This is a genomic window from Pseudonocardia alaniniphila (assembly GCF_022524485.1).
Lineage (GTDB): Bacteria > Actinomycetota > Actinomycetes > Mycobacteriales > Pseudonocardiaceae > Pseudonocardia > Pseudonocardia alaniniphila.
Genome location: NZ_JAKXMK010000003.1, coordinates 310944 through 325366, shown reverse-complemented (window position 1 = coordinate 325366; position 14423 = coordinate 310944). Strand labels below are relative to the sequence as shown.

Genomic DNA, 14423 nt, shown 5'->3' with positions numbered 1-14423 from the left:
TGAGGAGCTCGCGACGCGTCAGAATGTCGCGATCGGGTTGACCGGGCTGCCGGACGTACCGGCGAAGCGGATCGGCGCCACTGCGAGGTGGAAGTCCCACTGGCCGAGCTCCGCGGCCGTCGTCGCGCACATCTCCAGGTCGCAGTTGTCGATCAGCCACAAACCCATTGCAACGAGGCCCACAGCGTGAACCGGCATCAGCACCCCCTCGTACCCCGATGGCTGAACGTCCTGAGGCGTATCGGCGCCGATCAGCGCGACCCCCCGTTCGTGCAGCCACGGCAGGCAGGACGCGTGCCAGCCGGCCTGCGTGAACCCGTGGGTCACACCGGCCTCGTGCCGGACACGGCCGCGGCCGGTCCGCAGGAAGACCGCATCGCCGGATCGCACCCGAACACCCTGGCGGCGCTCGGCCTCCTCGAGGTCGTCGGGAAACACACCCTGCCCCGATTCCAACCACGGCACATCCCGAGCCCTCGCGACGTCCAGCAGGACACCACGCGTGATGATCCCGTTCGCCGCCGCCGTGACGGCAGCCCACGCCGATCCCGTTGTGGCGTCGACCAGCGAGTGAGATCGCCCGTTGTACATCGTGCCGTCCCAGAAGATGTGGCACGGCGAGTCGACGTGGGTGACGGTGTTGCCGTGGAACGTGATGCCGAGCTGCTCGGACGAGAAGCCCCAGCGTCGGTCGTCGTGGAATGCGGGCACCGGCATGTTCTCGGCTCCGGGCATGTCGGCAGCGCACGGGCACGTCGTCGTCGACCGCTCCATTTCGCCCGGCACTGCAATCTCCCATGCGCATGACACGCTCCGGCCGTGGCGCACGGCCCGCGCCGCCGCCAGCCGAACGTCGTCCGTGATGAGGTTCAGCGTGCCGAGCTCGTCGTCGTCGCCCCACCTTCCCCAGTTCGACAGTGTGTCGAAGTACCCGAGCACGTCGTCCCGTGCCGGCATCTGCCGCCCGGCTGTCATCCCTACATCGACTCCTCAGGTCGCTCGGTCCTGGCACCGCAGGCGCTAGAAGCCGCGGAACACCCCGTCCTCGTCCACGCTGTGGGCGAACTCCGCCCAGTCCATGTTTGCCAGGGACAGGTTGTTCTCCACCGACCACAGCCTGGCGACCACTACCCGGAACGTGGCTCGCGGGGGTTCATTGAGGTAGGCGTACTCCGGCTCGGGGTAGGGCACCGGCACGACGAGGAGTGGGTGCTCGGCCGAGGCCACTGCATCGGCGTCGGCGACGAAGAAGAAGTAGGGGCCGACCGGGTGCGGGTCAGGGTAGAGGTTGCGCAGCTGGGTTGCGGTCAGATCCCGGTATGCGTCGTCGTCGACGATGTCGACGGTGGCCAGGAAATCGTCCTCCGATGGAGTTCGGACGCCTTCGCAGAGGGCTTCCCATGATCGCTCGTTGCTGAAGTCGGTGCGTACGAGAAGCGCGCACCCGGAAGGCCGCAGTGGGCTGGGTGGTGCAGGGACAGGGGAAATCACGGCGGCACGATAGCCGTGGTCACCGACATTGCGTGGGCATCGCAACCATGCTGATCACAGTCAGTGCCAGACATGTCGTCCGACTGACGCTCAACCGACATGGGCGAGCGTCCGTCCCGGTCCCGGCGCACCCTGGTCGAGCGTCACCCGGGATAAGCACGAGATGCCCGTCCGCGTCGCGCTACGCGGCGTCGAGTACCTCGCGCAGACGTGCCGCGAACTCCTCCGGCCGACCAACACCATCGACGAACCCGAGATGATGACTCGGGAACACCGTCGCTTCCCCGCCCAGCACCCGCGCCGCCGCACGAGCAGTACGCGCCGTGTACACGTTGCCGGTCTCCTCGCCCACCGCGATCACCACACGGGTCGGCCCGGTGGACAGCGCGGCGACGTCGGGGTGGTAGTCGGTGATCGCCACCGCCCGCCCCGCCAACAACGGGTGATCACGCGAACCGTCGTCCTCGACCGGCAACCCGAACTGGGCCGGATCCGGGTCCGGCTGCGCGAAATACGCCTCGGTGAACTCGCCCTCCCACGCGTACATCGCCTGGAACGCGGCCATCCCCGCCCCGAAACCCTTCGCCTGGTAGGTCTCCAGGTAGTGCGCGCGCGCCCGATGCGCCGCCTCGGCGTCGGGCAGCACCGGGTTCATCGGCGGCTCGTGCGCGACCAGGACCCGGACATCACCCGGGAACGCGGCGACCAGCGCGAGCGCGACCACCGCGCCACCGCTGCTGGCGAACATCTCGACCGGCCCGCCCCCGAGCGCCTCGATCACCGCGTGCACGTCACGGGCCTGGTCCTGCGGGGTCTGCACGGCCTGTCCGTCCTTGCGAACGCTGCGCCCGCCCCCGCGCGGGTCGTAGGTGATCACGGTGCGGTCCGGGAAGAACCCGCGCAGCGCGCGGAAGCCGCTCGCGTCCATCGGCTGACCGATCATCATCAACGGCAGCCGACCGTCAGCGGTCGGCAACGGGCCGACGACGTCGTAGACGAGATCGACATCGGGAGTCTCCAGTGTGTGGGTCTGCACGTCGCTACGACCCGCCAGGGCCGCGGAACTCATCGGTGGGTTCGCGGGCGACCCGAGACGCGCTGACGAGGAGAGTGCCGATCATGTCCGTGGAGAAGGTGAACACCACCACTGTCGACGTTCCCGCGGCGACGGTGCCTACGAGCACCGACGGCTCCGTGCCGTCGGCGGCGCGGCGGCTGGCCGGTGCTCTGCGCGGGGTTGGCCGACACCCGCCCGCGTGCGACCCCGGCCTAACGGCGGCTGTGGCCGGCCGCGATCGGGTCGCAGCTGACCGTCGTCGCCGTCTCGTTGCAGGTCTACGACCTCACCCGCTCGTCGGCGTGGGTCTGCGTCGATCGGACGTGTCGGTGTCGCTCAGGTCAGATGCGTCCGAACAACAGGCTGCCTGCGGCGCCCGCGTCGTCGGATACGACGTACTCACGGAACGCTCGAAGAAACTCGTCTCTCTCGATCGTTCCGTCTCCATCGGTGTCGACCTGTGCAAACGCGCCCGTTGCCTCGGGCCCCTGCACCTCCCAGATATCGCTCAGCATTCTTGTGAACTCACCATCGGAGATCGAGCCGTCCTCGTCGGTGTCGATGCAGTCGAACAGAGCGTGCGGGACGCCATCGATCATGTTGAAGCGACTCGTGTCCTGGCTGAGCCTGCGGCTGGCGTCCACGAATTGGTCCTTTGTGAGCTCCTCCTCGGGCACGTCCGCGTGCCGCAGCAGCTCCGACCAGTACATCTGGCACATGGCCCGCAGAGATCGGGCACGCCAGTCGAGGCTGTCGATCTTGTAGGTGGTGCAGAACCGGTCGATCAGCCGCTCGAAGTCCGCCCAGTCCAAGGTTTCGTCGTTGTCGGAGTTGTAGCTGTCGAAGACTCGTCCCAACTTCAGAGAGACGATGTCCGGCGTCGCCGTAGTCACGATCGACCCTTCCTGAAAGTCCAGTGTCGAGGGAGCGTGTACACCTTGGTCGTCGGCACCGGCCGGCCTCATCGCCCGCTCGGATGGAGCCGCTCCACTGATCGTGGTTGTCGATGCGTGATCGCAGAACCGATGATCAGCAGTCGGGCGGTCTCCGATCTGTGACGGCCTCTGCCTCGGCCTCGTCAACGCCTTCACAATGGCGGCGCGCGACAGCGGGAAAGACGGATCAGGACCGTTCAGTCGGGCTCGCGACCCTGATCGGCATCGGAATCGGCGCCGCCGGCACGTGAGTGAGATCGAGTTCACGACCGCGTTCATCAGCCAGGATGCGCTGGGCGAATCGCTCGGCGGCGGTGAGTAACGCCGCCGCGTGATCGAGGAACACGAATGGTGACGGCTGCCCCGTAATCCATCGGCGAGGACCGCATCGACCTCCCTCGATTACCGGTGGACACGCTAGCCTCCCCGAACGACAGGCTCGGAGAGTGCGGTTGTGCCGGTCGGCGGCTGGAGCACGGGTCCGATGTCAACGAGGGAGGATGCGTGGGAGGTTCGCTCGCTGCATTACTCATCGCTGCGCTCGGCGTCATCGGAACTCTGAGCTCTGCGCTGCTCACCCAGCACGTGAACGCGCGTGCTCGGATGGCTGAGCTGGAGCACGATCACCGCACCCGGCGGGCCGAAGAGGACCGGGGTAGACGGCAGGCTCTTCTGGATAAACGCCACGCGTGCTACGTCGCACTGAATATGGCTGATTGGCAATTCCATTCCACGCTGCTTCTCCACATCGACGCCCTCCGTACGGGCGTCGACACGGAGCGGACAAATGACTCCATGGAGGCTGCCCGTGACGCTATGCGGGAGCAATGGGGTGAAGCGCAGCTCGTGTTGCCGGACGCCCTGTTGCCGTTGGCAGAGAAAGTCAACCACATCCTCTGGAAGGTTTACGAGATGGTGCGCCGAATCGAACGTGGGCATGCGGAGGTCGACGAGTCGCTGGAGCGGGCGACCACCATGCTGCAGAAGGCGAAAGGGCAGGTGTTCGATCTGCGCAAGTCCATGCGCGAGGACCTGGGAATCGGCGATCCGGATCGAGAACCATGAGCCCGCTGCTTTCAGGTGGGTTAGGCGCGTGTTCCCTTCGCCCTGGGCACACGTCCCAGTGTCGGTTGCAGCACCGGCGCATGGCGGGCCAGGAACTCCCACAGCAGGTCGGCGACCGGCCCGTGAGGTCTGTCGCGACGGCGCGCCGCCGCGAGTTCCTCGACCACGCCGGGGAAGTGACGTCCGGCGACGGACAGCAGGCGTCCGTCGCGTAACTCCGCCTCGATCATGAACCGGGGCAAGTGTCCCCACGCCATGCCGTGCAGGATCAGTTCCTTCTTCATGAGGTGGTCCGGCACCGAACACTGAGGTGCGCCCTCGACCAGGAAATGGCCGTGTTCGGACGGGTGCCGGGCCGAATCCCGGATCACGCACTGGGTGAAGGCCTGCATCCGTTGCGGAGTGATGTCGGTGGCCGGGGGGAAGGGCAGGAATCCGGGCGCCACGACCGGCACCATCGCGACGCGGCCGAGATCGATCCACTCCATCCGCACGTCGCTCTTGGGGACGCGGTGCACGATGAGGTCGGCCTCGTCCTCCAGCAGCCGCTCCCACGGGCCGGTCACCGTCTCGAACTGCAGGTGCAGCCGCGTCTGCGGGTGTTCCGCGAAGAAGCGGCTGAGCAGCGCCAGCACCGGCGGCAACGGGCACAGGTCCCCGAGCACCACGCGCAGCTCGGCCTCCTCGCCCATCGCCAGCTGCGCGGCGTACGTCTGCAGTTCCGTGGCCTCGTGCAGAAGGAAGCGCACCTTGCGATGGAAGGCCTGCCCCGCCTCGGTGAGGTGCACCCGATATCCCGAGCGGTCCAGCAGGCTCAGGCCCAACTGGCGTTCGAGCTTGGCCACCGCCGCGAACACCGAAGGATGGGAGCGGTGCAGCCGCTCGGCGGCGGCCTGGAAGCCGCCATCGCTCACGACGGCCTCGAAGCATTGCAGCTCGTGGAGCGTGAAGCTGGACATTGTCGGAGAAGCCTACAGAGCGCTTCTGATCTTTGTAATAGCAATCTGTAACCACGTTCGTAGGCTGAGATCATCGTCGCTGGATCCTGGAGCTGACATGGACTCTCAGACCCTCACCTCCATCACCACGGGTGATGGCGTTCGCATCGCCTACCGCTTCGACGGTCAGCAGGACAAGCCGGTGCTGCTGCTCTCGAACTCCATCGGTACCGACCTCCACATGTGGGACGGCGAGGTGCCGGCTCTCACCGAACACTTCCGGCTGCTGCGCTACGACGCGCGCGGCCACGGCGCTTCCGACGTCCCGAGCGGCCCGTACTCGCTGGACCGGCTGGGCCGCGACGTGGTGGAACTGCTGGACGCGCTGGACCTGCAGCGGGTGCACGTGCTGGGCCTGTCCCTCGGGGGAATCGTCGCGCAGTGGTTGGGGATCCATGTGCCGGAGCGCGTCGACCGACTCGTGCTCTCCAACACCGCCGCGTACCTCGGCCCGCCGCAACAGTGGGACCGGCCGATCGCCGGACTGCTGGCGGCCCCCGACATGGAGGCCACCGCGGACATGTTCCTGCACAACTGGTTCCCGGAGCGGATGCTGCAAGACGGCAACGGGGTTGTCGAAGGCTTCCGCCGCACACTTCTCGCCACGCAGCGCGAGGGCGTGGCAGGCAGCTGGGCTGCGGTGCGCGACTACGACCTCCGCCGCACAGCTTCGCTCATCCGCACCCCGACGCTGGTCATCGCGGGCGAGCACGACACCGTCACCTCCGCCGTCCACGGGGAAGAACTCGCCGCCACCATCCCCGGCGCGCAGTACACCGTCCTGCCCACGGTGCACATGGCAAACGTCGAACGGCCTGCCGAGTTCCTCGACGCTGTGGTGACCTTCCTCGACGAACGGCCCTGATACCGCGGATACCGTGGGCCGCATGGAGATCTGGATCAATCCGGCCTGTTCCAAGTGCCGGAGTGCCATCACGGTGCTCGACGCCGAGGGGGCCGATTACACCGTCCGCCGTTATCTGGAGGACGTGCCCAGCGAGGACGAGATCCGGGAAGTGCTCGACCGGCTGGGGCTCGAGCCGTGGGACATCACCCGGACCCAGGAGGCCGTCGCGAAGGAGCTCGGGGTCAGGGAATGGGCCCGGGACGCGAGTTCGCGGGAGCGGTGGGTGAAGGCTCTGTCCGCGCATCCGAAGCTCATTCAGCGGCCGATCATCACCGCGGACGACGGTACGGCCGTCGTCGCGCGCACCGAAGAGGCCGTACGGGATGCCCTCTCCCGAGAAGGCTGAAGCAAATCTCAGCAGGACGGGTGGCGTGGAGGGCCCGGAGTGGTGCCCGACGGAAACCCCTGCTGGTCTCCGTCGCGCGGACGGGCTCCGAGGTTGGACCAACCGAACCAGGCCCGTCTCCTGTCGCCGGCGGGGACGGGGTCTGGGTCGTGCTTCGTGGAGGAAGTCATCTCCGCTGACCGCGCATCGGCCCAGCGGGGACGGGGAGGAATGTGCATAACCTCACCGGCCTCGCCGAAACGGTCATGATGGCCAATAGGACGTGCCCTCATCGCAAATTCCCATCATCCCGAAATCGCGGGCAGCTCTGAGCGCAACTCGGCCTAGTATGTCGGTGTAGGTGGGGAAGGGAAACGGATTCGGGCGATCTGCTCCACTCTCGTACTCGCACAGAAAAGGAAGCTGCCGGTCGGCGCTCGTGGCGGGCACGGGCGCGGTGCATCGTGGCGCATCGCGCACCTCGGTGGCACGCGCTCATAACGGCGCCGGACTTACCCGGTTGCGAATTTGGCCTGCGATGACCGACCTTGGAGAAGCTGATGACGCTGCAGGACGCCGATCGTCGTTCCATCGATCCACCGGAGCCCAACCTCACGCCGGGTGAGCTGATCGACAGGGCGGTGGCGCTGCGCGGGAAGCTGCGCGAACGCCAGGACGAGTGCGAGCGACTCGGCCGGCTTCCCGACGCGACGCTGCAGGACTATCTCGACGCCGGCTTCTACCGCGTGATGCAGCCGCGGCGATTCGGCGGCTACGAGTTCGATCTCGATACCTTCCTGCGCGTCGCGATCGAGCTGTCGCGCGGCTGCCCTTCGAGCGGCTGGGTCTACGCACTCACGGCCGCGCACACCGTCCTCATGGGCTTGTTGGAGGAGCAGGGTCAGATCGAGTTGTTCGGGGACGGCGACGTCCGCTGCCCTGGCTCCGCGATCCCGATCTCAGCGCTGAAGGTCGACGGCGGGTACAGGATCACCGGCTGGTGGGACTACGCGTCCGGCTGCGACGTGGCGACCCACTTCAACGGGTACGTGGCCGTCGTGACGGAGCCGGGCGGCGCGGTCGTGGACACGCGTTCCGTCGCGATGCGCCGGGACCAGTTCCGGATCATCGACAACTGGGACACGCTCGGCATGCGCGGCACGGGCTCGCGACGGGTCGTCGTCGAGGACCTCTTCGTCCCCGAGCACCACACGGCGCCGCGGCCGACTGCCGTCCGCCCCATCGTCGAGTTTCCCGGACGCGGCCTGCACTCCAGCCCGGCTTTCTACGGGTCGTTCGCGTCCCTGCTCATTTCCGAGCTGACCGCGGTCTGCGTCGGCGTCGCACAGGCGGCGATCGACGATTACGTCGAGAACATCACGGCGAAGCACCAGTGGGGTCCGATGTCGCGGAAACGTTCCGAGCTGCCGGTGTTCCAGCGACTGCTGGGAGAGGCGATCGCGTACGCCGACACCGCGGAGGCGACGCTTCACCAGGTCGGACAGAGGTGGACGGAGTTGGCGCGGTGCTCGATGGAGACCGGCGAACTCGTGAGTGACGAGGACGACCGCCGTCTCGTCATGATCGAGCAGCAGATCGTCGAGCTCGCGTCCAAGGCGGTCGAGACGGTCTTCCGCACGAGTGGATCGAGCGCCTCGAAGAAGGGCCAAAGGATCGAGCGCTACTTCCGCGACCTGAACATGATCCGCACCCACGTCATGCTCCAGTTCGACCGTACGTGGGAGAACGTCGGGCGCATGCGGCTCGGCCTCCCCCCGGAGATGCCGATCTGAACGAAGGTCCGGATTCGTAGTCGTTGCCCTCCGTGTGATGGATGGCGCTCGACCCTGTAAAACGAGCTGCAAAGCGGCGTGCGAAACGCAGGTGTACCGCGAACGCAGGTCCACAACCGGGGCCGAACGGGCCGGTCCGACACCTCGAATGGCGGTCGCTCGGCCGATCATGCTTTGCGACGATCGGTGGTGTAGCACCGGACCATTGCTCACGTCCGGTGACGAGCTTGACAACTGACCGTTACAGGCCGGCCCGGGGGGACCGGCCTGTCCGTTCGCTCAAGGGGGAGCAACCGGATGACGTCCATCCTCATCTTCGCCGCCGGCGCGGCGCTGTTGATCTATAGCGCCGAGAAGCTGATCACCTACCTGGTCGGCGCTGCGCGCGGCCTGGCGATCTCGCTCTTCCTGCTCGCCATCCTGTTCACCGGGATCGAGTTCGACGACCTCGCCTTCGGTGTGGTGCTCAACTTGGAGGGCCTCGAAGACGTCGCGCTCGGCGTCGTCTTCGGAACAGTCATCTCGATGACGGGTCTGGTACTCGCGATCGCCGCCCTCGTCGCGCCCAGCCGGGTGGAGATCCCGAAGGACTACATCGCGTTGTTCGCGATCGCGCCGCTGATCCTGATCTGGCCGGCACTACTCGGCGGCCTGGGAACCGCCACCGCGATCGTTCTGATCCTGCTGTTCGTGGTGTTCGTCGCCTACATCGCCTACCGCGAGCGCCAGCGCGCGGTGCCCACGTTCCGGAGCGCGGAAGTGATCGAAGCGGCGCCCAGCCGCGAACTCGTCGGCGCCGCCGCCGGGAAGACCGGGGGTGGCGGTGGTACCGGGGGCCATGGCGCCGGGGACCTCTACGAGACCGGACAGGTCGGCGAGGCGAAGGCGAACAAGCGGCCCGGGTGGCTTCTGCTTCTGCTGGCGCTCCTCGCACTGATCGGCCTCGTCGTCGGCGCCTGGGCCATGACGGAAGGCACCGAGGGCATCCTCGAGAACTTCGCAATCAGCGGCACTGTCTTCGGCGCGACTATCGCGACGCTTGTGCTCTCCCTGGAGGACATCTTCCTGACCGCGGAGCCGGCCCGGCGAGGCGCGCCCGCGATCGGTGTCGGCAACGTCATCGGCAGCGTCGTGTTCTCGGTGACCGCGAAGGTGGGCATCATCGCCCTGGCCGGCGGCGCGCTCGTGATCACCTCGGACATCTTCACCTGGCACCTGCCCGCGCTCGTGGCGATCAACGGGTTCGCGGCCTACGCACTGTTCACCGGTCATCTGCGGCGCTGGCACGGCGTCGTGCTGCTGGCGGGGTACATCGCCTACTGGGTTGTCAGCTTCTCGGTGTTCGGGCTGGTCCCCGTCGACGACGCCCCGGGTGCCGACGACGACGCGCAGCAGGCGGGTATCGAGGCACCGGCGGTTCCGGGCGCACCGGACGACGACGCACCGGCCCCGGCCATCCCCGTCGCCCCGCCGGCCGACAACGACGGCTAGCCGGTGGCGAACGTGCACGGGGGAGGTGTGTCACCACCGGATCCCGGCTGGGCCCCGGCGGCGAGCCCGGTTGTGGTCCCCGCGAGCATGGAGTAGCTGAATACCCGTGCTCGTGATCGCCATCACCTTCGGCATCGTCGCCCTTGCCGAGCTGGCAGACACCAGCGGTCTGGTGACGCTCGTCCTCGCGAGCCGATACCCGGCACGACTGGTGATGTTGGGCGTCGGCGCGGCCTTTGTCGTGCAGGTGGGGATCGCGGTCGCAGCCGGGAGTCTCGTCGCGCTGCTGCCCGAGCGGATCCTCGAAGCCACGGTCGCCGTGACCTTCTTCGTCGGCGCGGTGCTCCTGCTCCGCGAGGACGACGATGACGACGACGCCGCGATGCTCGGGGAGGCGCCGGGGACGCGCTGGCGCGTGGTGGCCACCAGCTTCGGGGTCACCCTGCTCTCGGAGCTGGGCGATCCGTCGCACATCATCATCGCCACGCTCGCCGCGCGGTACGACGACCCGCTCGCCGTCGGGATCGGCGCCCTCCTCGCGTTGTGGGCGGTATCCGCGCTCGCGGTATTCGGCGGCAACCGCCTGCAGCGGGTGGTGCCGGTGCGCTGGGTGACCAGGGTGGCGGCAGCCGTCCTGATCGTCCTCGGTGTGCTCAGCGCCATCGAGGCGATCCGCGGCTGAGCACGACGCGCTCGGGCGGGCCCGTCCGTCCGGAAGCCCGCGTCGCGCCTGGTGTCCGATGCTTCGAGCGCCCGCCTCTACCATCCGCAGGTGCCCGTCTCCGATGATCTTGATGCGTTCGAGCACCTGGACACCTCGAGGCTGCCGCCGCGTCAGCAGCGGATCCTGGTCGCGATCCGGGACTGGGTGGTTCGGTACGGGTACCCGCCGAGCACGCGCGAGATCGGCGATGCCGTCGGGCTGCGCTCGTCGTCGTCGGTGTCGAAGCACGTGGCGAGCCTGGAGGAAAAGGGGTTTCTCCGGCGTGGCGCGGCGCTGTGCCGACCGATCGACGTGCGCATCTTCCTGCAGGGGCCCGAGGCGCGGAGTACCGGCGACGATTCCGTGCCGGTGCCCGTGGTCGGCGATATCGCGGCGGGCACTCCCATCGTGGCCGAGGAGCACGTCGATGACTACCTGACGCTGCCCCGCGCTCTCGCCGGTCGCGGCAATGTCTTCGCTCTGCGCGTCCGCGGTGACTCGATGATCGACGCCGCGATCTGCGACGGCGATACCGTGGTGGTGCGTCAGCAGGCCGAGGCCCATTCGGGCCAGATCGTCGCTGCAATGATCGATGGCGAAGCCACGGTGAAGGTGTACCGCCGACGCAACGGACACGTCTACCTCGAGCCGCGCAACCCGGCTTACGACGTCATCGACGGTGACGAGTCCGTCGTGCTGGGCGTCATCGTCTCGGTGTTGCGCAGCCTCTGAGAGCCGCCACGGGGGAGACGCACGTCACCGCGGCTCCTGTCACAACTCGCCGGGCCGCACTGTCATAGGGGTGTAACCAGCAACAACGGCGTAGGAGTGCACCATGGACGCTCGGTTGAACCTCTTCGGCAACCCGGTCGCAGCAAAGGTCCTGAGGCACGTCACCTCGGCAAGCAAAGCGATCGAGAGCTCGGGGCTGCCGGCCGCCACACAGGAACTGGTGAAGATCCGTGCCAGCCAGATCAACGGGTGCGGCTTCTGCACCGACATGCACACGAAGGATGCGGCACAGGCCGGGGAGACGTCGGTGCGCCTCAACCTGGTCGCGGCCTGGCGGGAGGCCACGGTGTTCACCGAAGCCGAGCGCGCTGCCCTCGAACTGGCGGAGCAGGGCACCCGCATCGCCGACGCCGCGGGCGGTGTCAGCGACGAGGCATGGGCGAATGCCGCCAAGTACTACGACGAGGAACAGCTCGGCGCTCTGGTGTCCATCATCGCCCTCATCAACGCCTTCAATCGGCTGAACGTCATCGTCCAGCAGCCCGCGGGCGACTACCAGCCCGGCCAGTTCGGATAACGAGCGGAGTGGGCCGTCCCCGGCCGGATAGGTTGATCGGATGCCGGAAGCTCTGATCATCGGTGGGACCGGCCTGGTGGGTCGGGCGGTGGCGCGACGGTTGCTGGCCGACGGGTGGACGGTCAGCGTCACAGGTCGCGATCCGGCCCACCTCCCCTCCGACGTCGCCGCGGCGGGCGCGCGTTTCGTCGCGGCCAACCGTGACGACGCCGAAGCGCTCGCGGCGGCGGCAGGCGTCGGAGCGGACCTGCTCGTGGACTGCATCTGCTACACCGCCGCGCAGGCCGAGCTGCTCCTCCCGCTGGCGCGGCAGGCGACCTCGACGGTGATGATCTCCACCAAGGCGGTGTACGTCGACGACGCCGGCCGTCACACCAATTCGGACATCCCGCCCCGGTTCGCCGGGCCCGTGACCGAGCAGCAGCCCACCATGGCGCCGGGCACCATGGACTACAACTCCCGCGAGGGATACGGCGCGAACAAGGTCGCTGCCGAGCATGTGCTGCTCGACAGTGGGTTGCCGGTCACCGTGCTGCGGCCGTCGAAGATCCACGGCCAGGGGAGCCCCCTGCCGCGCGAGTGGCACTTCGTCAAGCGCGCCCTGGACCGGCGACCCGTCGTGTTGCTGGCAGCAGGTGGCACCGGTAGGGACCACACCTCGGCGGCGTCGAACCTCGCGGCGCTCGTGCAGGTGGTGGCCGAGCGCCCCGGGCGACGGATCCTCAACGCCGCGGACCCGGACGCACCCGATGGGCTCGCCATCTCCCGCGCGGTCGCCGCCGTGGTCGGCCACGAATGGAGAGAGGTGTTGCTCGACGAGGCCGCGCCACGTGGCCTCGGCGAGCACCCCTGGCACACACTGCCGCCGATCGTCCTGGACATCGGCGCCGCATACGCGCTGGGCTATCAGCCGGTCGGGGACTACGCGACCACCGTCGCCGACTCGGTGCGTTGGTTGGTCGAGGAGTCCCGCATGGACGGTGGTGCCCAACTGCCGCCTGGGCTGGATGCGGCTTCCTTCCGCGGTCGTTTCGACTACGCCGCTGAGGACGACTATCTGGCCCGGCACAGCTGACCTTGCCAGTTTCGGGTATCGCGAGTGGGAGTTGCGGATGCCTGAGTACGTCTATCCGCTGGACTACGGCTACCTGGAGGGCACGGACGGCGGCGACGGGTCGGGAATTGATATCTGGCGGGGGGCCGCCCGTCACCGTGGTGTGACGGCCGTGTTGTGCACGTTCGACCCGGTCAAGCGCAATGCGGAGCTCAAAATCGTCATGGACTGTACGGACGATGAATTGGCGGAGATCGAGTCGTTCTATCGGCCGCAGCCTCAGGCGGTCATAGTGGTTCGACGTCCTGGCTGAAGCGCCGACCGATCACGGCCGTGGCCGCCGACCGAGCGGAGCCTGCAGTCGCCACCGGATACGCTCGGCCACGTCCGGATCCGGGCCGCGCGGGTCCGCAGCAGCGACTCGACGGCTGGGCCTCAGGCGACCTCTCCCTCGCGGGGCTTCCTTTCGGAGATGATCGCGCGTTGCCCCCGGCGTGGACCTCGGCGAGATGATCGAGGACTCGGGCGACATCGAGTCATCCCGTCGAGCTCCGGTGTCTGGTTCGCGTCGGTGCGGGACGAGTCGGCTTCGGCGAGGTCCATTTCGCGGCTGCTGTCGAGCCGCTGTTCGAATGGTCGTGATGCGCGGCCGGCGGTGCTTGCCGCTTTCGTCGTCGCGCTCGCTGTGTGAAGTGCTCGACCGGCACTCGGGGCCAAACCGTGGAAACCCTCCGTGGTTCCGTTGAAGCGCGAAGCCTCGGCCTCTGCTCGTTATCTCGTACTCGTCTGGCTTCCCTGTCCATCGCGCAGCTGCACGCCGTGGATGGCTGCGTTCGCCGGCCGCACCGGCCGGCTGGGGCGCCGACGATGGGTTGGTCGGTAGGGCGGGCCGATGGATCCGGCACCGGATGGTCATCATCGTGTCACCGTGATGGCAGCCGGGCGGCCCCCTGCTGTTCACCTCGAGGCGACATCGTCCTTGTCGATCACTTCACGGGGTTCCTGCCGGTTGCTGACGTCTCGCGACGGGCCGGACCCAGCGTCGGAGTGGTGGTGAGGGGTTGTTCGCGGGTCGCTGCCTCGGGCGCGACGTGCGGTCCCCTCGGTGCGGGTTTTTCGTGTGTCTTCCCTTTCTCGGCCATGTGCCCGCTGGTGCGGGTGTCTGTGTGGCTGTCTCGTCGGTGACGTCAGGAGTCGTTGGTCATGGGTGTGGTGTCGGTGCGCGATGGTGGGGCCGTGGGCCTCGCTGTGCGTGCCCCTGCGCCTGTGCGGTTGCGGCTCTCGCCGGTGGAGCG

Annotated in this window: 16 protein-coding genes; 10 read left to right on the top strand and 6 right to left on the bottom strand. The window is 67.8% G+C overall.

What is annotated here, in order from left to right; genetic code table 11:
- Positions 1–18: 18 nt before the first annotated feature.
- The 5 genes from MMF94_RS04265 to MMF94_RS04245 all read right to left on the bottom strand — a co-directional run bounded on the left by MMF94_RS04265 (position 19) and on the right by MMF94_RS04245 (position 3513).
- Positions 19–975, bottom strand: a complete 957-nt coding sequence (locus MMF94_RS04265; protein WP_241034912.1) for a cyclase family protein — start codon at positions 973–975, stop codon at positions 19–21.
- Positions 976–1020: 45 nt separating this feature from the next.
- Positions 1021–1491, bottom strand: coding sequence for a DUF6924 domain-containing protein (locus MMF94_RS04260; protein ID WP_241034911.1), 471 nt, complete (start codon positions 1489–1491; stop codon positions 1021–1023).
- 181 nt (positions 1492–1672) lie between these two features.
- Positions 1673–2527, bottom strand: a complete 855-nt coding sequence (locus MMF94_RS04255; protein WP_241034910.1) for an alpha/beta fold hydrolase — start codon at positions 2525–2527, stop codon at positions 1673–1675.
- Positions 2528–2531: 4 nt separating this feature from the next.
- On the bottom strand, positions 2532–2675 hold the full coding sequence (locus tag MMF94_RS04250; protein WP_241034909.1) for a hypothetical protein: 144 nt from the start codon (positions 2673–2675) through the stop codon (positions 2532–2534).
- 214 nt (positions 2676–2889) lie between these two features.
- Complete coding sequence (locus MMF94_RS04245; protein ID WP_241034908.1) at positions 2890–3513, bottom strand: EF-hand domain-containing protein; 624 nt, start codon at positions 3511–3513, stop codon at positions 2890–2892.
- 474 nt (positions 3514–3987) lie between these two features.
- Here MMF94_RS04245 and MMF94_RS04240 point away from each other — a divergent pair, with 474 nt between their 5' ends.
- On the top strand, positions 3988–4548 hold the full coding sequence (locus MMF94_RS04240) for a hypothetical protein (RefSeq protein ID WP_241034907.1): 561 nt from the start codon (positions 3988–3990) through the stop codon (positions 4546–4548).
- A 20-nt stretch (positions 4549–4568) separates the two neighbouring features.
- Here MMF94_RS04240 and MMF94_RS04235 read toward each other — a convergent pair whose 3' ends face one another.
- Positions 4569–5507, bottom strand: a complete 939-nt coding sequence (locus MMF94_RS04235; protein WP_241034906.1) for a LysR family transcriptional regulator — start codon at positions 5505–5507, stop codon at positions 4569–4571.
- Positions 5508–5604: 97 nt separating this feature from the next.
- Between MMF94_RS04235 and pcaD the strand changes: the two genes are divergently transcribed.
- The 9 genes from pcaD to MMF94_RS04190 all read left to right on the top strand — a co-directional run bounded on the left by pcaD (position 5605) and on the right by MMF94_RS04190 (position 13441).
- Positions 5605–6411 carry a 3-oxoadipate enol-lactonase gene (pcaD, locus tag MMF94_RS04230; RefSeq protein ID WP_241034905.1) on the top strand — a complete coding sequence of 269 codons (807 nt, stop codon included), beginning with the start codon at positions 5605–5607 and terminating at the stop codon, positions 6409–6411.
- A gap of 22 nt (positions 6412–6433) precedes the next feature.
- A complete protein-coding gene (locus tag MMF94_RS04225) occupies positions 6434–6799 on the top strand; it encodes an ArsC/Spx/MgsR family protein (protein ID WP_241034904.1) in 366 nt (121 codons plus the stop codon).
- A gap of 539 nt (positions 6800–7338) precedes the next feature.
- Complete coding sequence (locus tag MMF94_RS04220; RefSeq protein WP_241034903.1) at positions 7339–8571, top strand: acyl-CoA dehydrogenase family protein; 1233 nt, start codon at positions 7339–7341, stop codon at positions 8569–8571.
- Between the two features lie 297 nt (positions 8572–8868).
- Positions 8869–10062: a sodium:calcium antiporter gene (locus tag MMF94_RS04215; RefSeq protein WP_241034902.1), complete on the top strand. Its 1194-nt coding sequence runs from the start codon at positions 8869–8871 to the stop codon at positions 10060–10062.
- A 106-nt stretch (positions 10063–10168) separates the two neighbouring features.
- Positions 10169–10744: a TMEM165/GDT1 family protein gene (locus tag MMF94_RS04210; RefSeq protein WP_241034901.1), complete on the top strand. Its 576-nt coding sequence runs from the start codon at positions 10169–10171 to the stop codon at positions 10742–10744.
- 90 nt (positions 10745–10834) lie between these two features.
- Entirely contained in the window at positions 10835–11497 is a 663-nt protein-coding gene (lexA, locus tag MMF94_RS04205) for a transcriptional repressor LexA (protein WP_241034900.1), read from the top strand.
- 103 nt (positions 11498–11600) lie between these two features.
- Entirely contained in the window at positions 11601–12074 is a 474-nt protein-coding gene (locus MMF94_RS04200; protein ID WP_241034899.1) for a carboxymuconolactone decarboxylase family protein, read from the top strand.
- A gap of 40 nt (positions 12075–12114) precedes the next feature.
- A complete protein-coding gene (locus MMF94_RS04195; protein ID WP_241034898.1) occupies positions 12115–13149 on the top strand; it encodes an NAD-dependent epimerase/dehydratase family protein in 1035 nt (344 codons plus the stop codon).
- A gap of 37 nt (positions 13150–13186) precedes the next feature.
- Positions 13187–13441, top strand: coding sequence for a hypothetical protein (locus MMF94_RS04190; protein ID WP_241034897.1), 255 nt, complete (start codon positions 13187–13189; stop codon positions 13439–13441).
- The last annotated feature ends 982 nt before the right edge of the window (positions 13442–14423 follow it).